Consider the following 24,958-nt stretch of genomic DNA (forward strand, 5'->3'; position numbering starts at 1 on the left):
CATGCGTCAATATACAGGTGTCGACAAGCTGATTCATTCTTTTGATCAGGCATTACGCAGTCTCGTCCCGGGCACGACATCGGCACAACGTGAAAATCCAGCCCAACCGGTAGAAACACAATTGACGGTGAGCGATGCCCGTCATGTGGCAGGTTTGATGCGGGTCAATCATAGTGGTGAAGTGTGTGCACAGGCGCTCTATCATGGTCAGGCCATGACGGCAAAACTTCCGAATGTGCGTCGTGAAATGGAACAGGCAGCGATTGAGGAGCAGGATCATCTGGCCTGGTGTGAAGACCGCTTGAAAGAACTGGATAGCCATACCAGTCTGCTCAATCCGGTCTGGTACGGCCTGTCCTTTGGTATGGGCGCGCTGGCCGGAATTGCCGGTGATAAATACAGTCTGGGTTTTGTCGCAGAAACTGAACGTCAGGTGAGCATGCATTTGCAGCATCATATCAGTCAGTTGCCGCCGCAAGATGAGCGTTCTCGGCGCATTCTGGAACAGATGAATGAAGATGAGCTGCATCATCGGGATACAGCGTTGAAGGCAGGCGGTGTAGATCTGCCTGCTCCGGTCAAAATCACCATGACAGCTATTTCCAAACTCATGACCAAGACCAGTTATTTTATTTAAAAAGATCGATCCGATCTCAGCCCACGCATTGTGGGCTTTTTAATGTGTCTCAAATTTTGATCTAAATTTATTCGCTAAAGATATGCGATCATCCTTTATTTACAATCCATATAAAATATGAGAAATACCACAGCTTTTCATTTCAATACTTCTTGCTCATTTCCGAGAGTAAATCCAGCTGGATTTCCTGTATTTGCGCCAGCCTTTCCCATTGATGCATTAATAGATGATCGAGTTTTTCATGTAAATGCTGGATTTCCAGTTCGGCTTTTAAATTGATCTGATAATCATTTTGAGAACGTAGACGGTCTTTTGCCTCTTGTCTATTCTGACTCATCATAATGACCGGTGCCTGAATTGCCGCGAGACAGGAAAGGATTAAATTCAATAGAATAAATGGATAAGGGTCTGCAGGCTGAGTCACCATCACCACAGTATTTATCGTAATCCATAGACCTAGAAAAATTGCAAAACAGATCAGAAAGACCCAGCTTCCACCAAAAGTTGCAACTTTATCGGCCAGCCTTTCACCCAAGGTCCACTTTTGCTCTAATTCCGTTTCCACATTTTTGGTGATCAGTTCATGCTGATGCATGCTATGAATCACTTCGACCTCAAGATCTGTGACCTCACCCTTTTCCAAACTTAATAATGAATGTACATACTGCATGCGATAGCGGGTTAGATCTGTCTGACAAATATAATCTTGCGGCGTCCAGACTGGAATATCCTTGCCAATCTCTTCAGTAATGACTTTTCTGACCGTTCCCATCGGAGTAAGATCTTTCAGAAGAAAGTGCTTGCCGCACACCAAACATTTATGGCTCTCATTTTTTTCTTTCATGATAATTCTCTTTTTAAACCAGCTCACTCAGCTATAATTTTTATATAATTGTTTTTATTAAATAAATTTGATCCCTTGGATATCAATTATATATCAAGTCCGTCTGGTCTTTTGAATAAATGAATTTCACCTCGGTTTTATTTTGGATTGATAAAATACTTAACCAAGCGCACTATGATCTGATCATTCAAGGTAATTTTCAGATCGATTCAATCCTACTATCTATACATGACTTAAATTTACTATAATCATAATGATAATAAAAAAGGGCTTCATTGTGCGCCATTCATACCATCTTGAAAAACATTATATCGAACGTGCGGGCTGGCTTCGTGCAGCTGTACTGGGGGCAAATGACGGGATTATTTCGGTCACCAGTCTGGTGGTGGGTATCGCAGCCAGTGGAGCATCCACTGAAATTTTATTGGTAACCTGTGTTGCCGGATTGATTTCTGGCGCCGCATCAATGGCAGCTGGTGAATATATTTCAGTAAAATCCCAGCAAGATATTGAAACCAATGATCTACTCATGGAAGAGCGCGAACTGCAACGCCATCCCACCCATGAATTAAATGAGCTCAAAACGATTTATATACAACGAGGTCTGGAACCCGCTTTGGCACAACAGGTCGCTGAACAGTTGACCGACCATAATGCCTTGGATGCCCATGCCCGGGATGAAATTGGTATTTCAGCACATACCTCGGCTCAGCCCTTTCTCGCTGCATTTTCTTCGGCTATGGCATTTACGGTAGGTTCATTATTTCCTTTAATTTCAATCATGATTCTACCGGAACACTATCTGGATAAAGGCGTCATGCTGATTGGCGTTTTAAGTTTGGGGATGATGGGTGCACTGGCGAGCTATGCCGGTGGAGTGAGCGTCTGGAGAGGTGCAGTTCGGGTGATGCTGTGGGGAATTATCGCCATGTTATTCAGTGCGTGGATCGGATCATTATTTAATGTGTCTGTTGCCTAAATATGGGTTTATTTTTTAGTTAAATACAGAATAGGATTGAGCGGTTCTTCTATTAACATCACTGAAAAATGTTTTTTCGAAAAACTAACGGCTCTAACAAAACTTGAGTTTATTTTAATTTACGTTCAGTTTTAATTTAGACGCTTAAACCTTAAGATCTATGTCTGAGAGGTATTGTTATGGAAACTGCGATCATTCTTGCCATCTTGGTGATCATTATCGTATTGCTGATTATTTTTTATAACAAGAAAAAGTAAAAGCGCGATGATGCATTTTTACTGCTTTGAGGGTTTTTACTGATCTTAGAATAAATTCCAGAGCTTCAAATCAATCACATATGAATTCCTTGTCGGAAAACCATGAAATCCTCATTGGATCACATAAAGGATCCCAAAAATTAAAATAACATAAGCCAAGATTTCTCATATTTTCATGTTTAAATGATTCCTAAACTCCACCTGAGCCATCTTATCTGAATTTTTTCTTTTCATATAAAAACAAAAAACTGCATCATAAAAAAGCCTGATCTTGCTTGATCAGGCTTTTAAATATTCGTATTGCATAAATTACATCAGCAAAAAATTAGGTGATTTGATTTAAATCAGCTGTTCAACTCTTGGGAAACAATGTAACTCATGCTCGAATACAGGGTCTTGCCAGATATCAAACATGGGAACTTTTACATCCAAAGCCAAGGGCAATTTTTTTTCATTAAACTGCATATGCTTGAGATCAGCTCCCCAGGCAATCAGATCTACATCCAGAGTAATCTGATGCGATGGACGTATCCGTCCTGACGCCTGTTCCAGCTGTTTAAGCAAATCAATTATCTCTGCACTGGACATCGAACTTTTTAATAGACATGCCGCATTCCAGTAGTCAGCTCCAATGCCATCCCGGCAAGGAATCCTATAAATGGGAGAGAACTGGACTTTCCCCCAGGCAGAAATACCTTGCTGTGCAGCTTGAAAATGTTGCTGAGGATGACAATTACTCGCTAATGCTAGGGCGAAAATCGTTTCGGTGGCGTTCAAGACGTATCCCTACAGAATTGGCTTGCGCGATAATGGCAGGCTTACGGATCGTAATATTAATCGATTCAATTGCTGTAAAGGTAGTAAAAAGTGCATTCAACACCAACTTTGCTGCATGTTCAATCAATTCAGGCTGAGCTTCTTGAATGACCTTGGCTGAAATCTCACAAATTTCTGCATAATTCAGCGTATCTGCAAGAGCATCTGAATTTGATGCCTGTTCTAAATCGGTTTGAATGGTCAAATCCAGCATTAAAGGCTGAATAATTTGACGCTCCCAGTTAAAGCAGCCCACGACTGTTTCAACCTTTAAACCTTCAATAATAATGGCGTCCATTGGATTGCTCGAGAATATGATATTTACAACTAATCTCCCTAAATCCCTCTTTTATAAAGAGGAACTTTTATCGCTTATACTTTATCAAGCAGTGAAACACTCCTCCCTGAGCTATTTTAAAGCGCTGCTTTAAAATTTGCGCAAGGAAGGGAGGTCGGGAGGGATTAAATTAATGCTTTAACAGCAGATTCGGATCCATGCTTTGCACCATTTGCAAACGCTGGTCGGCATAGATGTCGGTATACGGCGCAAGAATTCGCATAAAACGGTCAAAATACAGCATTTGCTTGAACAGCAAGGCAAAGTCGCGCGGGAAACGGATACCGTGACGCTCACCCACCGCCACCATATCCATCATGATATCGTTCAGGTCGGCAGGATTTGAAGTTAACAGTTGTTGAGGATCGGCCATCAATACGCCACTAAACAAACGCTCAAGATCCGCTGCAAGAACTTTGGTATCAATCTCTACTGCGGTCATACCCATTTTCAGCATGTTTTCTGCCATCAGCTCATAATTGGTATGTTGCAATGAGTCCATGAATGCCATGCATGCGGTCCATACTTCTGGTTTAAGCTGACCGACAATCCCGAAGTCAATAAAACCAATACGACCATCTTCGAGTAGCATCAGGTTGCCTGCGTGCAGGTCGGCATGGAAGCTGTTACACATCATCAGGCTACCAAACCAGGTATTCATTGCAGTAATCAGTACCTGAGATGGATCTTTAGATACTTTCTTGACCACTTCAAAATCGGTCAAGGGCACACCATACAAGCGCTGCATGGTCAGTACACGACGGGTCGAATACTGATGATAAACCTTCGGTGCAGTCGCTGCCTGATTGTTGGTGATATTCAGGTAATTAACAAAATCATCCAGATTCTGGGCTTCTTCGATAAAATCGACTTCACGCACCATACGGGTTTTGATTTCTTCGACAATGTCGGCCAGTGACGCAAACTTGACTTTTGGTACTGCTTTTTCCAGTAACTTGGTTGCCCAATGTAGGACGTTCAAGTCAGTGTACAAAATGGTCTCTACGCCCGGTTTTTGTACTTTAATCACGACATCTTCGCCAGACACCAGTTTGGCTGCATGCACCTGTGCAATAGATGCAGAAGCTAACGGCGTTTCATCAATCGATGCAAAGATTTCATCCAGATTGCGTCCTGCAAATTCAGAAGCCAACACTTGCTGGATATAGCTAAACGGTAAGCGTGGTGTCTGATCCAGACAGCCCTGAAATTCTTCAACGTATTCACGTGGAAACAGCGACGGTGTGCTGGCAATAAACTGACCCAGCTTGATATAAGTTGAACCTAAGGATTCAAAAGTTTCACGCATCAGTTTGGCATTGCTCGGCTTTTCAGTGGCATATTTAAAGCCCGCCTTTGCCGCAACGACTGCTGTTTCTCCCATACGGGCAACTGAACGTATTCCATCTAACCAGATATTGTTTTTCATAATGTCTTAGGAAAAATTAATTAAATGCAGTGTAGCAAAAAAAATTCACTTTGCAGGCTTATCTTGCCTGACAGATTGGGCAATCTGTATCTTTTTCGAAAGCGAGAATCCGCTGTTTAAAGCTCAGCCCATCCCATAACAACAGCTTTTGTCGAAGTGGCGTCTGGCCCAATCCCAGATATAATAAGGCATGATGTGCCTGCAAGCTGGCCATCACATTCGGTGTGGTGGCCAGTACACCGGAGTTTGCACAGCGTAGACTTTCATCAGCCTGGTTTTCGGGTGGAAACAGACAGGCATAACAGGCGGAATGCCCTTCGACCATAAACAACTGGCCTTGCAAGCCAATTGCCGAGGCACTCAACAAGGGCACATTCTGTTCAATACAAATCTGGTTGACCAGATAACGTGTGGCAAACTGGTCGCAGCCATCCAATACCAGATCCTGATGTTCGATCAGGTGCGCTGCATTCTCAGCCGTTAAGGCCTGATTCACATATTCAACCTGTACGTTCGGGTTAATCTGGCCCAGCCTTTTGGCGAGAGTTTCTGCCTTATAAAATCCAATATCCTGCGGCATAAATGCCAGTTGTCGCTGCAAATTACTCATCTCGATGGTATCCGGATCGATCAGGGTAATTTTCCCCACGCCTGCGCGTGCCAGAAGTTCTGCCAGTGTACAGCCTATCCCGCCACAACCAATAATGCAGACATTAGAAAATTTTAACCTTTCTTGAGCGTCAATATCCCAGCCATCCAGAAGAATCTGACGGCTATACAGATGTAGTTCAGCATCAGTGAGTTCAAATTCTGGGGAGATGGCATCCATGTTAAATGTAGACAACGTCTTTCCTTGTTTCGAAAATTTTTAACAATGATCGCAAAAATTAGCCTTACTGAAGTTTCTAAAGGCTGATAAATCTCTGGAAGATCAATCTCACAGTCAATTTACAGCATATCAATAAATGGTTCGGCAATCGTTGAGCCAAATAGCATATCAGCTAAACGCTCGGTATCAAGCTGCAGCCGCTATGGCTTGGCAAGATTTGTTGAATCACCTCAATTAAACGGTTCCGGCAAACAGCTCTTTCTCATTTATAAAAGGTGTCAGACCTGAAGTTTTTAAAATCTTTGCTATTGAATTCCCCTGTAAATCGAGCTGTCTTGTTTAGCAATTCTGTAGTCTCTGCCTGTATTTGAGTATGAAAATGTATGAGTTCAGTGAGACCTAAGGCATCTGTCTCTAAATATGATTAATCTGAAAATACCAAGCAATTTTTTCAGCTTTCATAAAATCGTATGGAGAACATACATGACCGAGCATAACAATACTCAACATGATAATCGTGAAAAATTATGGGAATTGATCAAGGATGTTCGTTATACCATGATCAGCCATTTAACCGACACACATGAAATCCACTCCTAGCCGATGACCATGCTGAACTCCGAGCAGATGAATGAACGTCAAAACTTATATTTCATCCTGCGTAATACCAATGATCTGGTCAAAGCAGCAGAAACAGGCCGTGGTCAGATTGGTCTGTCTTTTGCAAAACCATCAGATGGTATTTATGTGTCGATTAGTGCACATGCTCAGATCAGTACTGACCGCATCTTGATTGAGCAATTATGGAATCCCTGGGCTGAAAACTGGTTTGAAGGCAAGGATGATCCGACTGTACGGGTATTGATTGCTGAAGCAGTCAGCGCAGAATATTGGAATGTAACAGACAACAAAGTCACCCAGCTTTTTAAAGCCTTAAAAGGCGGCGTTACCGGTGAAGCGGGCGAACCGCATGCAGAGCATCAAAAAGTGAATTTACAAGGCAATATCTGGTGAGTAACGAGATTTAGCCTCTTTATATTAAGAGGCTAAATTTTTGATATATTTAATTTTAAATACTAATGTAATTTTACTGTAATGACATAAAAAATTATAACTTTTACTTGCCTTAATCTGCTCTCTTAAAAATATAAGCTTGAGAAAATCAGCTTAATATCTGACTAAAATTTAACTAGAAAATGATTATTCCTCAAATACCAAAGGCTGCCATGGTAGCCTTTGAGCATTCAATCAAAAAAACTAACTGACTCGCTTCATTTCTTGAAGTTTGGCAATTTCCTGTTGTTTGAGTAAATTTCGCTGAATTTTTCCACTCGACGTTTTAGGTAAACACCCGACAAATTCAATCTCTTTTGGGTAGGCATGCTTGGATAGGCGTGAACGCACATAGCTTTGCAGCTTCAGCATGAGTTCTTCAGTGGCTGGATAGGCTGATTTAAGTACCACAAAGGCTTTTACAATTTCTGTTCGTTCTGGATCTGGTTTACCGACGACTGCAGATTCAAGCACTTCTTCACATTCCAGCAAGGTACTTTCCACATCAAAAGGCCCTACACGATAGCCCGAAGTTGTAATGACATCGTCCGCACGTCCAATAAAATCAATACCGCCATATTCATTCAGTTTTACAGTGTCACCGGTTAAATAATACTGCCCGACAAAAGACTTTCGATTATGACCGGCATAGCCTTTAAACCACATCAAGGGTGAAGCCGAACAGTCAATTGCCAAGATTCCAATCCCGCCTTTTTCGACTTCCTGATGTTTTGGGTTCAATACCGCAAAGCGATGCCCCGGAATCGCAAATCCAGCTGAACCCACTTTTTTATGATGCTCCAAGCCATGATGATTGGCGATCACCATACCGAGTTCAGTCTGTCCATATTGATCATAAATATTCACATTTAAATCATGATTGAACCACTGGATCACTTCAGGCGTAAGCGGTTCACCTGCACTACTGACCACACGCAAATGCGAACTGATGCCTGCATCAAATTTTTCTTTAAAGCCAAAGAACATCCGGAATGCAGTTGGCGAGCCAGTCAGGTTACTGACTTTATATTTCTCAATGATATGTACAGCATTATCGACGCTAAATCCACGTTCATCCATAATGATGCTATGACCTAAACTGAGCGGGCCCGCAATGCCATAATATAGTCCATAGGCCCAACCTGGGTCGGCCAGATTCCAGAAGGAATCTTCTTCTCGCAGATCTACGGCGTGCAGCATATAGCCTTTAAAGGCCAACAACGCTTTTAAAGGTACAGGAACCGATTTTGCCAAGCCTGTGGTGCCTGAAGTAAACATCATCAGAAAAATATCATTAAATTGGCCACTCACTGGCTCAAACTCTTCTGACTGCTGCTTTAACTCGGTCCAAAAGTCAGCATCCGGATAATGATCTGCCACTGCCTGATGTACGGTCAGAATATTTGGAATATTCAGATCATGCAGTTTCAAGCGCTGCTCTTGATCGGTGACAATCAGTTGAGTAGCGGCTGTACTCATACGATGCTCAATTGCTTTACTTTCAAAGGCAGTGAACAAAGGCTGATAGATAGCACCGATCCGCCAGGTGGCCAAAATAGTAATTAAGAGTGCAGGTGTTCTTGGCAGTAGTCCAGCTATACAATCTCCTGCTTTTAAACCCAGAGAATGCATATAATTGGCCAGCTGTCCTGAAGCAGTTGCCAATTGTTCAAATGTCCACTGCTCTGTTTGACCATTTTTGCCTTCCCAGATCAGTGCGGTTCGGTTTTGGCCAAGGTAACGTCCACAACATTCAGTATAGGCATTGATGGACTCTGCATTTCCAGCCAGATGTTCCTGAACCATATTTTCAAAATTGAAATCAACATATGCTTGTTCTAGTGTCTTCATGACGACAACCTCTATCCTGTTGTATTTTTCAGGCGACCTTGCCTGAGTGTGTCCACTTATCGTTGTTGTTCCTGCTGATTCCATCAGCATAGTTTCTTCACATCTAATTCATGCCTGATGACTAAGACATGAATCATGCTGCTTTATTTATCTTCTGCGTACTGTCTGTCTTTAGCTAATCAGGGTTGCTTGATCCTGGCAATTTCCATATCCATCAACCGAAATGCCAGATTTGAATATCGACCAAAATCTATTTTTTAATCAAAATCAACGTTGACAGACTTCACGCGCAATCACCAAACGTTGAATATCCGATGCACCTTCATAAATTTGGCTCACGCGCACATCACGGTAAATACGCTCTACTGGAAAATCAGAGACATAACCGTAGCCACCATGAATCTGAATCGCATCGGAACAGACCCGTTCTGCAATGGTTGATGCAAACAGTTTTGCCATTGAGGCTTCTTTTAAGCAGGCTAAACCAGCATCTTTTAAAGTTGCCGCATGCAAGGTCAGCTGACGTGCCGCTTCAATTTGTGTCGCCATATCTGCCAGCCTGAAAGCCACTGCCTGATGCTGCACAATTTCTACACCAAAGGCTTTACGTTCATTGGCATATTCCACCGCTGCATCCAGCGCAGCCCGAGCCATCCCGACTGATTGTGCTGCAATACCAATACGACCAGATTCAAGATTGGACAAGGCAATTTTGTAGCCTTCACCTTCCTGACCCAGCAGGTTTTCCACCGGAATCCGGCAGTTATCCAGAACAATCGTCGCGGTATCGGAACAATGCTGACCCATTTTCTCCTCTAGGCGTGACACGATATAACCCGGTGCATCGGTCGGTACCAGAAAACATGAAATGCCTTTTTTCCCTGCCAATTTATCTGTCACAGCAAAGACTAATGCGATCTGTGCATGTTTGCCCGTGGTAATAAACTGCTTGGTGCCATTAAGTACCCATTCATCGCCATCACGTTCGGCCCTACATTCTAAAGAACTGGCATCTGAACCGGCCTGAGGTTCTGTCAAGCAGAAACAACCCAGCCATTCACCGGTGGCCAGTTTAGTTAAATACTGCTGTTTCTGTGCTTCGGTGCCATAACGCTGGGTAATCCCACAAGGCAAAGAATTCTGCACACTAATAATAGTCGAAATTGCCCCATCTCCTGCGGCAATTTCCTCAAGTGCCAAAACCAGAGAAACATAATCCAGACCTGCACCGCCCCATTCTTCAGCAACGGTCATACCCAGTGCGCCAAGCTCACCCAGTTCTTTGAGTTCTTGTACAGGAAATTGTGCTGTTTTATCGCGTAAGGCCGCTGTTGGTTTCAGTTTCTGCTGCGAATAATTGCGCATCATGTCCTGAATCATTTTTTGTTCATCATTTAAAATCATTGAACTTCCCTTTCTATATCTATTTTATTTACTTCAAGCTTTTTACTATTGAGATCGTTGGAACGTCAGTTAAGGCGGCATGGATGTCGCCTGCGAAACTGAGATACAGGGATGTATCTTCAGTTTCGCAAAGGATTTTTGTTTCTTTTGATCCTTCAAAAGAAAATGCATGCTTAAACAAAGTCATTTAAATTCAATGAGAAACTGGCAGCTGTGCAAATCATCATGTCCTATATAAATCGAAGACTTATTTAGGCTGCATGCGAATCGCGCCATCCAGACGAATCACTTCACCATTTAAATAGCTATTTTCAAAAATATGCCCCACCAGCTGGGCAAATTCCTGAGGTTTAGCCAAACGTGATGGGAATGGCACCATTTGTCCCAAAGCATCCTGAACATTTTGCGGCATACCTTTTAGCATCGGGGTTTCCATAATGCCCGGGGCGATGGTCATCACTCGAATGGCTTCACGTGCCAGTTCACGAGCCAAAGGTAAAGTCATCGCCACCACTGCACCTTTGGAAGCAGCATAAGCGGTCTGGCCAATTTGACCATCATAAGCGGCGACCGAAGCGGTATTTACAATCACGCCACGCTCTTCTTCACCAGATTGCAGTTCATATTTTGCAATTAACGCCGCTGCATGACGTAGCATATTAAATGTGCCATTCACGTTAATATTCAGCACTTTTTGGAACATCGCCAATTCATGAATACCGTTACGCCCCAGCACTTTGGCAGAAGGTGCAATACCTGCGCAGTTGATCAAACCATTCAGTTGAGCATACGCATTTTCGACATGTGCAAAGAACGTTTCTACGGCCTGCTCATCGGTGACATCTAGCTGTACAAATTCAGCCTGCTCACCCAGTTGTTGCTGTAATGCCTCACCCTGCTCTTGATTCATATCGACCAGAATCACTTTGGCACCGTGTGCAACCAGATGCGTGGCTGTCGCTGCACCCAAACCCGATGCTCCCCCGGTAATCACAACGACTTTTCCCTGAATTTTCATATTTCTTCCCTGATAATTTTCTATTTGAGATACGACTTAATATGCAGAGTAAACAGAGTTTTTATTCTGTACAATTTCCAAATATTGCATCTTGCCTGAGGTATTTGGACAATAAAAATGAGGATGTCACACTGAACATGCATAAGCCTGCACTGGAATATAGCAAAGGGACTATTTCGATCGACTTGGTCAAGGAAGCCTTGCTCGATGCCAAACGATTAGAATTTGATATCTCTACTATTCTGAAAAAAGCCAATATTCCAGCCGAAGTACTCAATGCACCTCAAGCGCGCGTGTCGGTAAGCCAGTTTGCCCAATTATGGACAGTGCTTGCAGACAGCATGAATGACGAATTTTTTGGCATGGACAGTCATGCCATGCGCCGTGGCAGCTTTAAATTGCTTTCAAAAATGCTTATGCAGGCAGATACACTGGAAAAGGCGCTACAACACATTTTGCAATTTCTCAACTTGATTCTGGACGATCTGCAAAGCACGCTTCTCGTTGAGGAACACTATGCCTATATCGTGATTTATGATTTAAAATCTACAAAACGCATGTTTAGTTATGCGACCTATCTGATGCTGATTCATACCTTGATCTGCTGGTTAAGTGGACAACGGATTTTGCTGAATCAGATTCAATTAAAATGTCCTGCACCACTCGATGATTTTGATTATAAAGTCCGTTTTTGTGAACAGATTGAATATCAGGCCAATGAAAACTATGTGCAGTTTGATGCAAGCTATCTGCAACTGCCGATTAAGCAGGATGCTCAATCCTGGTATCAGTTTATTCAACAAACGCCTCACAATTTATTGGTGCGTTTTAAAAATCCTTATGCACTCAGCACCCAGATTCGCAGACAGCTTCTGCAAGTTTCACCGTCAGAATGGCTAGAACTGAATGATCTTGCCTCAAAAATGAATATGTCCGAGGCGACCATACAACGGCGTTTAAAAAGCGAAGGGGTCAGCTACCAGCAATTAAAAAATGAAATACGCCGGGATACCGCAATCGAATTATTGACGCGTACTGAGCAAAGCTTGCAAGACATCAGTGACCAGCTCAACTTCCAGGAATCCAGCGCCTTTCATCGTGCCTTTAAGAAATGGACTGGAGTCAGTCCGGGAGCTTATCGTCAAAATAATATTAGATAATTTATATAAATTGATACTTAAAAAATATTAATAAAATTTTATTGAAACTTAAGTTCATATTTTTACTGTGATTATAAATTTCAAGCCCTGCAGCATATATTAGCAGGACTACACAGTCATCCAGAAAGCTTTGCAATTCGTCTGAGAATAGATTATTTTTCACTCAATTTATAGCACTTTGCTATTGGCTGTACTCCCAAATTTTCTCCTAAGTTGAAGGTATTTTCATGTTAAAGATGACTGATGTTCTTGAACAGAATCTTGTTCAAAACTTCGCCAATGCTTTAGTTCATTCAGCTGATCAAATCTCTGAACAGCTTAATCAAGCTATTTTAAGTGCCTCTGACTCAGCGCTTAAAGATGTTGTGGTTCAGTTCTTTAACCGTGTTGATGCAACTGAAACTGCCGCAGCCTTAGAAATTCCGGCAGATCGCATTGTCGCCCTGCAACAAGGTATTGCGCTCAAAGATGAACAATACTTGGCACATACTGTGAAAGTTGTAGCGCTTTGTCTGGCAATGGAAACCGGTGGCTTAGATCAAGTCGAAGTCTATGACTGCCTGCAAGACTATCCGATGTAATTCTTTTAAAGAATTTAACAAAAGTGATGCTCTGGCATCACTTTTTTCTTTATAGGATAGTAATAGAATGTCATTAAAAATACTGGATATTTCAGATGTTAATCTAAGAATTTAAAAAACCAAAAAAAAAGCGACCAAATCGGTCGCTCTTTTCATAAAGAAGGATTAAAAATTAATGCGGCCACTGACCCAAAGTCACCCGATCATTACCGCCATAATCTTTTACGGTACGGACCTTTTTATAACCGGCCTGCTTAAATAGATGCTGCACGGCATCAGCCTGATCATAACCATGCTCAAGCACCACCCAGCCATTGACGGTTAAATGCTTTTTGGCCTGAATAATAATGTCTTCCAAATCAGCCAAGCCCTTTTTATCCGCAACCAGTGCACGTTGCGGCTCGGTCGCCAGATGCTGCATATGTGCATCATCCGGATCGATATACGGCGGATTTGAAGCAATCACATCAAAGAACTGACGGCCAAATGGTTTCAACCACGAACCCAGAACGAATTCTACATTCTCAATATCATGTTGTTCTGCATTATATTTGGCTACTTCAAGCGTAGGCGCATAAATATCTGATGCAACAATCACCCATTCAGGACGCTCCGATGCAAGCGATAAGGCAATTGCACCTGTGCCTGTACCCAAATCCACCACACGGGCATCTTCAGGCAAATCTAACTTTAACACGGTTTCAACCAGCACTTCAGTATCAGGACGCGGCACCAACGTATCTTTGCTGACTTTCAGATCCAAAGTCCAGAATGGTTGTGAACCGGTGACATAAGCCAAAGGTTCACCGGCAGCAATTCGTGCCAGACCATCCTTATAAGCTTGTTCCTGCTCAGGCGTCAATTCCTGATCTTTTTTCATCAACAGATCAAATGAATCAATCTTGGTGATGTGTTCCAGCAACCAGGCATTTTCCTGACGCTCATAACTTTCAGCTTCACCGCGTAAAGCCAGCGCTTGTAAAATATTCATTATCCACCATTCTGCTGTGCAAGCATGGCCAACTGATCGGCCTGATATTCGCGATGCAGGCTGTCCAGCAATTCGGTCAAATCACCTTCCATGACCGCATCCAGCCTGTATAAAGTCAGGTTAATGCGGTGGTCGGTCATACGACCTTGAGGGTAATTATAGGTACGAATACGTTCTGAACGATCCCCTGAACCAACCAGATCACGACGCATTTCAGAGGTTGCAGCATCGGCAGCAGCCCGTTTGGCATTTTCTAAACGAGACACCAAAAGTGCCATCGCTTTGGCTTTGTTTTTGTGTTGCGAACGTTCATCCTGACACTCCACTACCGTGCCTGTCGGTAAATGGGTAATACGTACCGCAGAATCAGTTTTGTTAATATGCTGACCACCAGCACCTGAGGCACGGTAAGTATCAATCCGCAAATCCGAGGAATTGATTTCTACCGAAGTATCGACATCGACTTCCGGTAAGATCGCAACGGTACAAGCAGACGTATGTACACGACCTTGCGATTCGGTTGCTGGCACACGTTGTACACGATGCGCACCACTCTCAAACTTCAAGCGACCATATACACCGTCACCATTGATCAGGCAAATCACTTCTTTATAACCGCCGTGTTCACCTTCATTTTCTGACAGGATTTCAATACGCCAGCCTTGATTTTCTGCGTATTTACTATACATGCGATACAGATCACCCGAGAAAATCGCTGCTTCATCGCCGCCGGTTCCGGCACGAATTTCCAGATAAGCAGAGTTGGCATCATTTGGATCTTTTGGAATCATCAGAATATTCAGGTCTGATTCAAGCGCTTCAATCAAAGCTTTATTTTCTTTGATTTCCTCTTGTGCCATTTCCTTAAAGTCCGGGTCCGACAACATGGCCTGAGCTGTTTCAATATCTTCTTCAGCCTGTCTGTACTTGCTCCAAACGCTGGTGATTTCTGTCAGGTCATTATGCTCACGCGACAGCTGACGAAAACGTTTATTGTCTGAAATTACTTCTATATCAGCCAATAATGCTGTCAGCTCTTCGTGGCGGTCAGAGAGTTGGTCTAATCGTAAACGTAACGATTCTTTCATTTTTTAAAAAATCTCAAAACATAGGCTGCAACTAAAAACCGATTTAGCACAGCGAAATCAAAAAATTGCGCCTAGTTTAACGATTCTGGCTTCTAATGAACATCATTATTGAGTAAGTCCACGCCGCTATCATTCTCTCTCGGCAGCATTTGTTAACAAATAAGATTAAAAATAGTGGAATTGCCTTTTTTATAATCGATCTTATGCTTATTTCTTGCAGATTTTACAATTCATCAAATAAAGCAGTAAATTATGGAGAAACATCTTCATATTATTCTGGGCATGATTTGTTACATTTTCCACATCGAAATAAATACAGTCCTGTTAATGGACACGGAGTGATGACATGAAACTCAACGCACTTTTAATGAGTACAGTTTTAGCTGCTGGTTCAATGATGGCGGTAAATGCACATGCAGACAGTACAGCACGTGTTGCAGCAGCAAGTGCCTTAGGTAGTGTTGCAGGTACAGCCCTAGGTAAAAACATGGGCGGCAATACTGGCGCGACCATCGGTGCGGCCTTGGGTGGTGCAGGCGGTGCAGCAGTCGCAAGTAGCAAAAAGAACCGTACTGAATCTGCAATCGGTGGTGCTTTGGGTGGCGGTGCAGGTTATACCGTAGGTAAAAACATGGGTGGTAGCAACGGTGGCTATATCGGTTCAGCATTGGGTGCTGCTGGTGGTGCGGCACTGGGTAACAAGATTGCCAAAGATAAAGCAGCGGAAAAACGTTCTAAACACTGGAAAAAACGTCACCGTTAATTTTCTGGGCTCACTTTAGACCAGACATTAGATTTAATATTAAAGGCACCTTCGGGTGCTTTTTTTATGACCTGCTTATAAGATTCAAATTCATGTAATACATAAATTTATTTACTCAAAATCATGAATAAATTAAGGAGATAAAAATCACAATTCGCCAACATTGCCTTCATGCTGTTTGACGCTTGCTAGATTAAATTGATCTTATCAACAAATACAGCTAGATATATAAAAGGTGTACTCATGAACTATAAATCTCTAATGATCGCTGTCGTAGCAACCTCAGCCATGGGTATGACAGCAGCCAATGCGGGTAATACAACCAATACCGCCTTAGCTTCAGCACTTGGTGGTGTTGTTGGTGCGGCAGTAGGTAATAAAATGGGTGGTACAACCGGTGCAACCATCGGTTCGGCAATTGGTGGTGGTGCTGGTGCAGCAGTTGCAGCAAACAAGCGTGACCGTAATGGTGCAATTATCGGTGGTGCCCTGGGTGGTGGTGCAGGTTATGCAGTCGGCCGAAATATGGCGGGTACCAATGGCGGTTATATCGGTGCAGCACTAGGTTCTGCGGGTGGTTCAGCACTGGGTAAAAAAGTCAGTGAGGATCGCCGTTATGATGACCGCTATGACCGTCGCTACAGTTCAAAAAACTACCGCACGAATGACTATCGCTATAACAACCGTCGTCGTTAAGGCTGCACTCTCTAAGCTTCCCTCCTTAAATAAGCATCTTCGGATGCTTATTTTTTTGCCTGTTATTTTCGTTTACACTTATATCGATTTTTTTCGATATACAAATACAATGCAAAGTCGTATGCTTTTAGTCATGTCTATTTAAGAGTAATACGATGCGTACACTTAACGATACCCGGTTCTCTATCCTCGAACTGGTTCCTGTTCGTGACGATAAGACTATTCAATTCGCGCTGAACCACGCGCTGGAGCTTGCCCAGGCAGCAGAACAACTGGGTTATAGCCGAATGTGGCTGGCAGAACATCACAATATGGATGGCATTGCCAGTTCAGCCACAGCCGTTCTTTTAGGCTATTTACTGGCGAACACCAAAAGCTTAACTTTAGGCTCAGGCGGGATTATGCTCCCGAATCATGCGCCGCTGGTGGTGGCTGAGCAATTCGGAACTTTAGCGACCTTATATCCAGATCGTGTTGAACTCGGTCTGGGCCGTGCTCCTGGAACTGACCAGATGACCATGCGTGCCCTGCGCCGTGGCCGTCAGGAAACTGAAGATCAGTTCCCGCAAGATATTCTGGAAATTTTGCAATATTTTAAAGATCCAGAGCCAAATCAGCGTATTGTTGCGACTCCCGGTCAAAGCACGCATGTTCCGGTCTGGCTACTCGGATCGAGTCTGTTCAGTGCACAACTTGCAGCAAAACTGGGCCTGCCTTATTCTTTTGCTTCACATTTTGCCCCGCGTATGCTCGGTCAGGCGATTCAGCTGTATCGTGAAAACTTTGAGCCTTCCGAATATCTGGAACGTCCTTATGTCTCAATGGGTGTCCCAACCTGTGTGGCAGATAGCGATGAAGAAGCAGAATACCTCGCGACCAGTGCCTATCAGCGGGTTTTGTCATTGATTCGTGGTCAGACCTTAAAACTGAAAGCGCCGATAGATTCAATGGACGGTCTATGGTCACCTGCCGAGAAAATGTCGGTTGATAACTTCTTTGCCATGGCACAGGTCGGCTCCAAAGAAACTGTGAAAGCTGGGCTGGAATCGCTTTTGGCCAGATATGATGTCGATGAGTTTATCTTCACTTGTGACATCTATGACACTGACAAGCGTCTGCATAACTTTGAGCTGTTGATGCAGCTTAAAAACGGGCAATAAATGAAAGCGACATCTACCTATTCTCAGCAATGGGTAGATGTTGTATAACTTTCAAATAAAATAGCAACAATCTGTTCAACACCGTCATCCAAACTTTTTCTATTCATTCTTCTCTCTTACTTAACACCACCGCTTTTTAATCATATTTATATCTCCTGACTTAGAAAAAATAAGCCGCTGTATTTCTGTCAAATAGATGACTGTCTAAGTTAAATTTTCTCCTTTACCCTGCTTCTGGTTTTTGTTTATATCTAAGACAAAGAAAATCAATTATTAAATAAATTCAAGGAAGTCTAATGGCCACCAAGCAAGATCTACACGCTGGCATTTTTGAAAATCATCCCGAACATTTCCAGCTGTTTACCGGAATAAATATCGCTTCTTCCGAGCTTATGAAACTGGATTATTCAAACAAAGATATTGCAATTATTGGCACAGACCAGTTTACCGTTACCCAGCTGGATAAAATTAGTCAACATGCCGGTTCGGTGAAAGTTTTTCAGATTAATCCTGCTTTTGTGCTGCCAGGTTCAGACCGCATTCTGCAACGCATTATTAATCATCCTTTAATTGGTAAAAATCGTCGTCTATTTAACAACCGGATTAAGAGTCTGCTTTCCCTCAGATTTCTGGAAAATCAGGTACAAAACCTGTGGCTAAGACGCCAGTTAATGCCAAATCTTGCATCTTCTCCTAACACCTATCTCAAGTCAGATTATTATTATGCCGCGCTACAGCGGGAAAATTGTCAGCTGATTACCTGGCCAATCCTAAAAATTACTGAAAACAGTATTTGCTGTATCAATGGAGATCAGCATCAGGTCGATATTATTATTCATACTTATTTAGCAGAAGAATAAGCTACGTTGGCAACTCAACATGAAAAATTGATGAAATCTAGAACTCTACACCTAGGATTAATAGTGTACTTATTCAACAAATTGATTAAATAACGCTCTTTTGTATTTTTCATTATGATACTTGATATTTTTTAAATTTATAAAAACCATACATTATTTCTATAAATAAGCATTTATTGGTATTTTTTAGCTATAAAACAGAGCCAAATCAAAGTTTGGCTCTGTTTGGCTTTTTAGCCAATTCGACGTTTTAAACCCGTCATTTGCAAGACACGTGTCGAGATTTCTTCAATCGACATTTCAGAGACATTCAGGTACTTGATTCCTTCCGAAATGTAGATTCCTTCAATGGCACGCAGCTCCATCTGGCACTGGCTAAAGCTGGCATAACGACTATTGGCCTTACGTTCAGTGCGAATCGCGACGAGACGGTCTGCATCAATCATCAGACCAAACAGCTTGTTTTTATGCGGACGCAGTACCGCTGGCAAGCGATTATCGTCCAGATCTTCTTCTGTTAGTGGATAGTTGGCCACCCGAATACCAAATTGCAAAGACAAATAAATAGAGGTAGGTGTTTTACCCGAACGCGACACCCCAATCAGAATCAGATCGGCTTTATCATAATGACGCGTACGCGCGCCATCATCATTGTCCAAGGCAAAATGTACCGCATCGATACGGGCTTTATAGGAGGCAGTATCAGTCACCGCATGGGTTTGACCGACTAAAGTTGTAGGCAACACCTGCAACTCATCCGACAACTTACTGATAAGTCCTTCAAATACATCAAGATTTACGGCATTTGCGGTATTAATAATCTCCCGCACATAAGGGTCGACTAAAGTATCAAAAACCAGTGGTTTTTCACCGTCTTGCAGAGCACGCGCATTGATCTCTGCAACCACACTGGTTGCGGCTTCTTCAGAGCTAATATAAGGGATAATATGAATGTCAAACTTTACATTTGGAAACTGCGCTAATAGTGAGTGTCCAAGCGTTTCAGCGGTAATTGCCGTGCCATCCGAGATAAAGAAAACACTACGCTGAATTTGTTTACCTTCTGACATTAAAATTCTCCTCCACCATTTGTCTTAGTGCTATATAATCTTTATAGTAAACCGATCTTACATGACTGTCGCTTAGTAAAATCAAAAACCTAGATGATTTGCTATACTCTCATGCCAAGATAGTGATTAATACTGCAAAAGTGGAGTAACAACTTTGGAAGCGCGCGTAATTGGTCTGGAAAAATTAGGGAAGCACGACGTTGAACTCGTGGGTGGGAAAAACTCATCCTTGGGCGAAATGATCAGCCACTTATCCAATGCTGGTGTATCGGTGCCAGGTGGCTTTGCAACTACAGCTGAAGCATATCGTGAATTTCTCGAGCAAAGTGGCCTAAACGCTAAAATTAATGCAGAGCTTGCAGCACTAAATGTGGATGATGTGAATGCTCTTGCTGAAACCGGTGCAAAAATCCGCCAATGGATTGTGGATACTCCACTTACCTCTGAATTAGAACAAGAAGTTCGTACAGCATTTGCAGAACTTTCTAACGGCAACCCTGATATCGCGGTTGCCGTTCGTTCATCAGCGACAGCAGAAGATTTACCAGATGCTTCTTTTGCTGGACAGCAAGAAACTTTCTTGAATATTCGCGGTATTGATAACGTGCTTATCGCGATCAAAGAAGTTTTTGCATCTTTATATAATGACCGCGCAATTTCTTATCGTGTCCATCAAAACTTCGCGCATGACGTGGTTGCCCTTTCAGCAGGGATCCAACGTATGGTTCGCTCTGAAACGGGTGCTGCAGGTGTAATGTTTACCCTGGACACTGAATCAGGCTTCCGTGATGCAGTGTTTATTACCGCGTCTTATGGTTTGGGTGAAATGGTCGTTCAAGGTGCAGTCAACCCTGACGAATTCTATATTTCTAAGCCGCTGTTAAATGCAGGCCGACACGCGATTTTACGCCGCAACTTGGGTTCTAAACACCAGAAGATGATTTATGGTGAAGAAGCTTCTGCAGGTAAATCAGTGGTTGTCGTAGATGTAGAAAAAGCTGAGCGTCAACAGTTCGCTCTAAACGACCAAGAACTCCAAGAACTTGCCAAACAAGCGCTGATCATTGAAAACCACTACGGTTCTCCAATGGACATCGAGTGGGCAAAAGATGGCGATGATGGAAAAATCTACATCGTTCAGGCACGCCCTGAAACAGTAAAAAGCCGTGAAAATGTCGGCACCATGGAGCGCTATCTCCTCAAACAACGTGGTACTGTGATCTGTGAAGGTCGCTCAATCGGTCAACGTATCGGTTCTGGTAAAGTCCGTATCGTGACTTCAATCAAAGAAATGGACAAAGTACAAGACGGTGACGTGCTGGTATCTGACATGACTGACCCGGATTGGGAACCAGTGATGAAACGTGCTGCTGCGATTATTACCAACCGTGGTGGTCGTACCTGTCATGCTGCAATCATTGCACGTGAACTTGGTGTTCCTGCGATTGTAGGCTGTGGTAATGCCACTGAAGTACTGGTTGACGGTCAGGAAGTGACTGTGTCTTGCGCTGAAGGTGATACGGGCTTCATCTATGAAGGTGCGCTGGATTTCGAAATCCAAACCAATTCGATCGAATCAATGCCTGCTCTTCCGTTCAAAGTCATGATGAACGTCGGTAACCCGGATCGTGCATTCGACTTCGCGCAAATTCCAAACGAAGGGATTGGTCTTGCACGTTTAGAATTCATCATCAACCGTATGATCGGTGTGCATCCTAAAGCATTGTTGAATATTGACAGCTTGCCACGTGAAACACGTGCTGCTGTGATGGCGCGTACTGCTGGTTATGCTTCTCCAATCGAGTTCTATGTAGAAAAACTGGTTGAAGGTATCTCTACTCTTGCTGCTGCATTTGCAGATAAACCAGTGATCGTGCGTATGTCTGACTTTAAGTCAAATGAATACGCAAACTTGATCGGCGGTAAGTTGTACGAGCCAGAAGAAGAGAACCCGATGCTGGGCTTCCGTGGTGCAAGCCGCTACGTGTCTGACAACTTCCGTGACTGCTTCGAGCTTGAATGCCGTGCATTGAAAAAAGTTCGTGATGAAATGGGCTTAACCAATGTACAGATCATGATTCCATTTGTGCGTACTGTGGCTGAAGCAAAACGTGTGATCGAGTTATTGGAATTGAACGGTCTTAAACGTGGTGAAAATGGTCTTAAAGTGATCATGATGTGTGAATTACCAACCAACGCATTGTTGGCCGATCAATTCCTTGAACACTTCGATGGTTTCTCTATCGGTTCAAACGACCTGACCCAGCTAACGCTTGGTCTAGACCGTGACTCTGGTATCGTATCGCACTTGTTCGACGAACGTGACCCTGCTGTAAAAGCGCTTCTTGCTCTTGCAATCCAGGCATGTCACCGTGCAGGCAAATACGTGGGTATTTGTGGTCAAGGTCCTTCAGACCATCCTGATCTTGCGAAATGGCTCATGGAACAAGGCATTGAGTCTGTATCTTTAAACCCGGATTCAGTCCTGGATACCTGGTTCTTCCTGGCTAAAGAAAAAGTGGCAACTGCATAATAGATTTTAAATAAAAAAAGACCCTTTCGCAGGGTCTTTTTTTTATGGGATGAATATTCTTTTATATTTCAAAACGCTCTTCTGAAAGTTTTAAAAATATAAGTTTTTGTATTTTGTTTCTCCACATTCAAATTGTAATGACAAACAAATGCCAACAGTAAAATCATTTTTAAAGGGCAATAATTAAAGCGAATCGGATATGTTGAATGATGCACTCAAACCACCCGATCCTTGTTACACTGTTTTTGATTTGAAGCATTTTCTTCATAAATAGGATTGAAAATACTCAATTTATCTATAATCTTAACGATAAGATGGTGTTTGTTTTCAAAATAGAATTCAATACAATCTTAATTCAACCTATTATCAGTTCAAATTTATATATTGAGATTCAGTCTATATGCAGATTTACTTGGCACGAAACAATCAACAAGCTGGTCCATATACGCTCGAGCAATTAAATCAAATGCTTGCCAATCAGCAAGTCATGCTAACTGATTTGGCATGGCATCAAGGCATGGCAGAGTGGAAAGCTTTAGGTGAGCTTACCCAGGGAAAATCGGTATATCAACCTGAGGGTTATGTCGCACCAACCGCAACACCTGACACGCCTTTCCAGAACAACCCGCCTATAACAGTGTCTGGTACGCAACCACGCACCCAAGCAACTACGCAAAAAAATACACTTGCCAGTATTCCCAGCCGTATTCTGGCCAAAATTGTAGACGTGTTACTCTGGTTACCAGCGACTTTTATTCTGACTGGATTCTTCACCCCTGAACAGGAAGTCCGCTTTGCAGAATTGAACCAAGAGTTCATGAATGTGATACTCAACAGTGATGCTGATCCTACCATGGCGCAGCAACTGCAAACCCAGATGTTTGAGATGTTTTCTCAACAAGCCTGGATTGCAACTGCGGTCTATTTACTGATCATGCTGGTGATTCAAGCCTACCTTATTGCCAAATCTGGGCAAAGTATTGGCAAAAAAATGACGAAAATCAAAATTGTAGATGCTGAATCTGGTGAGAAAGTTAGCTTATTACGTGCCTTCACCATTCGTAGCGTATTCTTTATATTTCTGAATATCATCTTCATGCCCTTGAGTTTAATGATTGACTGGGCCTTCGGATTGGGTAAAAAACGTCAGACCCTGCACGATAAACTGGCAAAAACTCAAGTGGTAAAACAATAATTTTGAATCACTTAAAATGGGATGATATTCATCCCATTCTTTCTTACATAACTTTGAAATTGAAATAAAATTCCTATAAATATTCCTAAATCCCGAGCAACAAAATCGGTTTTTATTACAGGCATTTAAAGCGGCTTTAGATATAGCTTAGTTCGTCAATCTCAGGCATAATGCCCTACAACGTAGCGGTGTATTATGATTAATAGGATGTTTTGTAAAAATCAGCCTTTTTCGTCATGTGCACTTTAATCGCTATCCCATATTAAATTAGGGAATGGGACTCTTCACCGAGGTTGTAAAATGAGACAAACGATTTTAGCTGTATTGTCTTTATCTGCGATGACTGCACTCTTGACCGGGTGTGGTGGTGATATGGTACTTCTGAACTCTAAAGGTCCAGTTGCAGCAGGTCAAAGTAACCTGATGATGACTGCGATTTACTTAATGCTGTTGGTGGTTATTCCATCAATCATCATGGCATTATGGTTCGGTTGGAAATATCGTGCATCGAATAAAGACGCAGACTATAAACCTACATGGACACACTCTACTGCAATTGAAATTGTAGTATGGGGTATTCCTGTCATTATTATTGGTATTTTAGCTTGGTTAACTTGGTGGGGTTCCCACAAGTATGACCCATACCGTCCAATTGAAGCAGATAAAGCACCATTAACTGTTCAAGTTATTGCTGAACAATTTAAATGGATCTTCATCTATCCTGAGCAAAACATTGCAACAATTAACGAATTGCGTTTCCCAGAGAAAACTCCGGTAAGCCTTCGTATCACGTCTAACTTCACGATGAACTCTTTCTTCATCCCGGCGTTAAGTGGTCAGATTTATGCAATGGCAGGCATGCAAACTCACCTTAACTTCTTAGCTGATGAAACGAGTCCAGCTGAAGGTTATCGTGGTTTCTCTTCAAACTATTCAGGCTATGGCTTCTCGCAAATGCGCTTCCGTGCACATTCTGTGACTGATGCTCAATTCGCTGAATGGGTTGCTGCAGTTCAATCAGGTAATGGTACTTCAGTAAATCCTGTTGCAGTTCAAAAAACTGTTTTAGACCAAGCTGAATTTGCGACCTTACGTGACGGCAACCGTTCACAAAAACAAATTGATGCAATGGTTCGTAATGCAAGAACAGATTTAGAGAAACGACTTGCTGAAACTGCACAAGCAGAAGGCCCATATAAGACTCAGCCACATCCTGTGACTTATTATTCTTCTGTCGAGTCTGGTTTGTTTGAATCTGTGATTCACAACTATATGAGTAACTACCACGGTGCTGATCATACAGCTCCTGTAGAAGCTGCAGCGACTGATGCTGTTGCTCAGGAAGCATCTGCTTCTGAAGCTCATGTAGCAGGTGAACATGCGACTGCTTCTCAAGGAGAATAAGAC

22 protein-coding genes and 1 pseudogene are annotated in these 24,958 nt (G+C 42.7%); 12 read left to right on the plus strand and 11 right to left on the minus strand.

Translation table 11 applies throughout. From position 1 onward, the window contains the following. Position 1: 1 nt before the first annotated feature. Positions 2–637 carry a 2-polyprenyl-3-methyl-6-methoxy-1,4-benzoquinone monooxygenase gene (coq7, locus tag FTU40_RS05900; protein ID WP_074383217.1) on the plus strand — a complete coding sequence of 212 codons (636 nt, stop codon included), beginning with the start codon at positions 2–4 and terminating at the stop codon, positions 635–637. A 142-nt stretch (positions 638–779) separates the two neighbouring features. Here the strand turns inward: coq7 and FTU40_RS05905 are convergent, their stop codons facing one another. Further along, the gene (locus FTU40_RS05905; protein ID WP_180040139.1) at positions 780–1,481 is read right to left on the minus strand and encodes a DUF1003 domain-containing protein; all 702 of its coding nucleotides are present in this window, start codon (positions 1,479–1,481) and stop codon (positions 780–782) included. A 277-nt stretch (positions 1,482–1,758) separates the two neighbouring features. Here FTU40_RS05905 and FTU40_RS05910 point away from each other — a divergent pair, with 277 nt between their 5' ends. Continuing rightward, positions 1,759–2,460: a VIT family protein gene (locus FTU40_RS05910; RefSeq protein ID WP_005097209.1), complete on the plus strand. Its 702-nt coding sequence runs from the start codon at positions 1,759–1,761 to the stop codon at positions 2,458–2,460. Positions 2,461–3,056: 596 nt separating this feature from the next. Here FTU40_RS05910 and FTU40_RS05915 read toward each other — a convergent pair. From FTU40_RS05915 to FTU40_RS05930, 4 genes are all read right to left on the minus strand, one after another. Continuing rightward, the gene (locus FTU40_RS05915; protein ID WP_180040141.1) at positions 3,057–3,494 is read right to left on the minus strand and encodes a 2-amino-4-hydroxy-6-hydroxymethyldihydropteridine diphosphokinase; all 438 of its coding nucleotides are present in this window, start codon (positions 3,492–3,494) and stop codon (positions 3,057–3,059) included. Then, a complete protein-coding gene (gene folB / locus FTU40_RS05920; RefSeq protein ID WP_180040143.1) occupies positions 3,451–3,831 on the minus strand; it encodes a dihydroneopterin aldolase in 381 nt (126 codons plus the stop codon). The genes FTU40_RS05915 and folB overlap by 44 nt, the downstream gene beginning before the upstream one ends. Positions 3,832–4,000: 169 nt before the next feature. Beyond that, entirely contained in the window at positions 4,001–5,299 is a 1,299-nt protein-coding gene (locus FTU40_RS05925) for an AarF/ABC1/UbiB kinase family protein (RefSeq protein ID WP_180040145.1), read from the minus strand. Between the two features lie 58 nt (positions 5,300–5,357). Further along, positions 5,358–6,128 (minus strand): HesA/MoeB/ThiF family protein, encoded by a 771-nt coding sequence (locus FTU40_RS05930; protein WP_180040186.1) that lies wholly within the window; start codon positions 6,126–6,128, stop codon positions 5,358–5,360. A gap of 483 nt (positions 6,129–6,611) precedes the next feature. Here FTU40_RS05930 and FTU40_RS05935 point away from each other — a divergent pair. After that, a pseudogene (locus tag FTU40_RS05935) lies at positions 6,612–7,142 on the plus strand (pyridoxamine 5'-phosphate oxidase family protein). Between the two features lie 243 nt (positions 7,143–7,385). On the opposite strand, the gene FTU40_RS05940 reads toward FTU40_RS05935, so the two are convergent. From FTU40_RS05940 to FTU40_RS05950, 3 genes are all read right to left on the minus strand, one after another. Continuing rightward, positions 7,386–9,032, minus strand: a complete 1,647-nt coding sequence (locus FTU40_RS05940; RefSeq protein WP_180040147.1) for an AMP-binding protein — start codon at positions 9,030–9,032, stop codon at positions 7,386–7,388. 267 nt (positions 9,033–9,299) lie between these two features. Then, positions 9,300–10,436: an acyl-CoA dehydrogenase family protein gene (locus FTU40_RS05945; RefSeq protein ID WP_180040149.1), complete on the minus strand. Its 1,137-nt coding sequence runs from the start codon at positions 10,434–10,436 to the stop codon at positions 9,300–9,302. A 247-nt stretch (positions 10,437–10,683) separates the two neighbouring features. After that, a complete protein-coding gene (locus tag FTU40_RS05950) occupies positions 10,684–11,454 on the minus strand; it encodes a 3-hydroxyacyl-CoA dehydrogenase (protein ID WP_005097220.1) in 771 nt (256 codons plus the stop codon). 137 nt (positions 11,455–11,591) lie between these two features. Here FTU40_RS05950 and FTU40_RS05955 point away from each other — a divergent pair, with 137 nt between their 5' ends. Both FTU40_RS05955 and FTU40_RS05960 read left to right on the plus strand, forming a co-directional pair. Further along, positions 11,592–12,614 (plus strand): AraC family transcriptional regulator, encoded by a 1,023-nt coding sequence (locus FTU40_RS05955; protein WP_179999461.1) that lies wholly within the window; start codon positions 11,592–11,594, stop codon positions 12,612–12,614. 227 nt (positions 12,615–12,841) lie between these two features. Further along, positions 12,842–13,195 carry a hypothetical protein gene (locus tag FTU40_RS05960; RefSeq protein ID WP_180040151.1) on the plus strand — a complete coding sequence of 118 codons (354 nt, stop codon included), beginning with the start codon at positions 12,842–12,844 and terminating at the stop codon, positions 13,193–13,195. 172 nt (positions 13,196–13,367) lie between these two features. Here FTU40_RS05960 and prmC read toward each other — a convergent pair whose 3' ends face one another. Next, positions 13,368–14,186 (minus strand): peptide chain release factor N(5)-glutamine methyltransferase, encoded by an 819-nt coding sequence (prmC, locus tag FTU40_RS05965; protein WP_005097223.1) that lies wholly within the window; start codon positions 14,184–14,186, stop codon positions 13,368–13,370. Continuing rightward, positions 14,186–15,274, minus strand: a complete 1,089-nt coding sequence (prfA, locus tag FTU40_RS05970) for a peptide chain release factor 1 (protein WP_180040153.1) — start codon at positions 15,272–15,274, stop codon at positions 14,186–14,188. Before prfA ends, prmC begins: the two co-directional genes overlap by 1 nt. A 346-nt stretch (positions 15,275–15,620) precedes the next feature. Here prfA and FTU40_RS05975 point away from each other — a divergent pair, with 346 nt between their 5' ends. The 4 genes from FTU40_RS05975 (at position 15,621) to FTU40_RS05990 (ending at position 18,753) form a co-directional block, all read left to right on the plus strand. After that, positions 15,621–16,037 (plus strand): glycine zipper domain-containing protein, encoded by a 417-nt coding sequence (locus tag FTU40_RS05975; protein ID WP_180040155.1) that lies wholly within the window; start codon positions 15,621–15,623, stop codon positions 16,035–16,037. Between the two features lie 243 nt (positions 16,038–16,280). Then, a complete protein-coding gene (locus FTU40_RS05980) occupies positions 16,281–16,733 on the plus strand; it encodes a hypothetical protein (protein ID WP_005097226.1) in 453 nt (150 codons plus the stop codon). 155 nt (positions 16,734–16,888) lie between these two features. Next, positions 16,889–17,893: an LLM class flavin-dependent oxidoreductase gene (locus FTU40_RS05985; RefSeq protein WP_100355348.1), complete on the plus strand. Its 1,005-nt coding sequence runs from the start codon at positions 16,889–16,891 to the stop codon at positions 17,891–17,893. Positions 17,894–18,189: 296 nt separating this feature from the next. Beyond that, positions 18,190–18,753, plus strand: coding sequence for a flavoprotein (locus FTU40_RS05990; protein WP_180040157.1), 564 nt, complete (start codon positions 18,190–18,192; stop codon positions 18,751–18,753). Positions 18,754–18,986: 233 nt separating this feature from the next. Here FTU40_RS05990 and FTU40_RS05995 read toward each other — a convergent pair whose 3' ends face one another. Continuing rightward, positions 18,987–19,823 (minus strand): pyruvate, water dikinase regulatory protein, encoded by an 837-nt coding sequence (locus FTU40_RS05995; RefSeq protein WP_005097231.1) that lies wholly within the window; start codon positions 19,821–19,823, stop codon positions 18,987–18,989. Between the two features lie 154 nt (positions 19,824–19,977). Here FTU40_RS05995 and ppsA point away from each other — a divergent pair, with 154 nt between their 5' ends. The 3 genes from ppsA to cyoA all read left to right on the plus strand — a co-directional run bounded on the left by ppsA (position 19,978) and on the right by cyoA (position 24,955). Beyond that, positions 19,978–22,356, plus strand: coding sequence for a phosphoenolpyruvate synthase (gene ppsA / locus FTU40_RS06000; protein WP_005097232.1), 2,379 nt, complete (start codon positions 19,978–19,980; stop codon positions 22,354–22,356). 400 nt (positions 22,357–22,756) lie between these two features. Beyond that, positions 22,757–23,551 (plus strand): RDD family protein, encoded by a 795-nt coding sequence (locus tag FTU40_RS06005; RefSeq protein WP_005170506.1) that lies wholly within the window; start codon positions 22,757–22,759, stop codon positions 23,549–23,551. Between the two features lie 300 nt (positions 23,552–23,851). Further along, the gene (gene cyoA, locus FTU40_RS06010; RefSeq protein WP_005097235.1) at positions 23,852–24,955 is read left to right on the plus strand and encodes a ubiquinol oxidase subunit II; all 1,104 of its coding nucleotides are present in this window, start codon (positions 23,852–23,854) and stop codon (positions 24,953–24,955) included. Positions 24,956–24,958: the final 3 nt, after the last annotated feature.

Source organism: Acinetobacter sp. YH12100, assembly GCF_013419135.1.
GTDB classification, from domain to species: domain Bacteria; phylum Pseudomonadota; class Gammaproteobacteria; order Pseudomonadales; family Moraxellaceae; genus Acinetobacter; species Acinetobacter pseudolwoffii.

Excerpts from the sequence above, each read along its gene's own strand:
- FTU40_RS05905 (WP_180040139.1), bottom strand. The coding sequence starts at position 1,481 with ATGAAAGAAAAAAATGAGAGCCATAAATGTTTGGTGTGCGGCAAGCAC.
- FTU40_RS05945 (WP_180040149.1), bottom strand. The coding sequence starts at position 10,436 with ATGATTTTAAATGATGAACAAAAAATGATTCAGGACATGATGCGCAAT.
- FTU40_RS05960 (WP_180040151.1), top strand. The coding sequence starts at position 12,842 with ATGTTAAAGATGACTGATGTTCTTGAACAGAATCTTGTTCAAAACTTC.
- cyoA (WP_005097235.1), top strand. The coding sequence starts at position 23,852 with ATGAGACAAACGATTTTAGCTGTATTGTCTTTATCTGCGATGACTGCA.
- FTU40_RS06005 (WP_005170506.1), top strand. The coding sequence starts at position 22,757 with ATGCAGATTTACTTGGCACGAAACAATCAACAAGCTGGTCCATATACG.
- FTU40_RS05950 (WP_005097220.1), bottom strand. The coding sequence starts at position 11,454 with ATGAAAATTCAGGGAAAAGTCGTTGTGATTACCGGGGGAGCATCGGGT.
- coq7 (WP_074383217.1), top strand. The coding sequence starts at position 2 with ATGCGTCAATATACAGGTGTCGACAAGCTGATTCATTCTTTTGATCAG.
- FTU40_RS05925 (WP_180040145.1), bottom strand. The coding sequence starts at position 5,299 with ATGAAAAACAATATCTGGTTAGATGGAATACGTTCAGTTGCCCGTATG.
- FTU40_RS05985 (WP_100355348.1), top strand. The coding sequence starts at position 16,889 with ATGCGTACACTTAACGATACCCGGTTCTCTATCCTCGAACTGGTTCCT.
- FTU40_RS05995 (WP_005097231.1), bottom strand. The coding sequence starts at position 19,823 with ATGTCAGAAGGTAAACAAATTCAGCGTAGTGTTTTCTTTATCTCGGAT.
- FTU40_RS05975 (WP_180040155.1), top strand. The coding sequence starts at position 15,621 with ATGAAACTCAACGCACTTTTAATGAGTACAGTTTTAGCTGCTGGTTCA.
- FTU40_RS05940 (WP_180040147.1), bottom strand. The coding sequence starts at position 9,032 with ATGAAGACACTAGAACAAGCATATGTTGATTTCAATTTTGAAAATATG.
- folB (WP_180040143.1), bottom strand. The coding sequence starts at position 3,831 with ATGGACGCCATTATTATTGAAGGTTTAAAGGTTGAAACAGTCGTGGGC.
- prmC (WP_005097223.1), bottom strand. The coding sequence starts at position 14,186 with ATGAATATTTTACAAGCGCTGGCTTTACGCGGTGAAGCTGAAAGTTAT.
- prfA (WP_180040153.1), bottom strand. The coding sequence starts at position 15,274 with ATGAAAGAATCGTTACGTTTACGATTAGACCAACTCTCTGACCGCCAC.
- FTU40_RS05990 (WP_180040157.1), top strand. The coding sequence starts at position 18,190 with ATGGCCACCAAGCAAGATCTACACGCTGGCATTTTTGAAAATCATCCC.
- FTU40_RS05930 (WP_180040186.1), bottom strand. The coding sequence starts at position 6,128 with ATGGATGCCATCTCCCCAGAATTTGAACTCACTGATGCTGAACTACAT.
- FTU40_RS05980 (WP_005097226.1), top strand. The coding sequence starts at position 16,281 with ATGAACTATAAATCTCTAATGATCGCTGTCGTAGCAACCTCAGCCATG.
- FTU40_RS05955 (WP_179999461.1), top strand. The coding sequence starts at position 11,592 with ATGCATAAGCCTGCACTGGAATATAGCAAAGGGACTATTTCGATCGAC.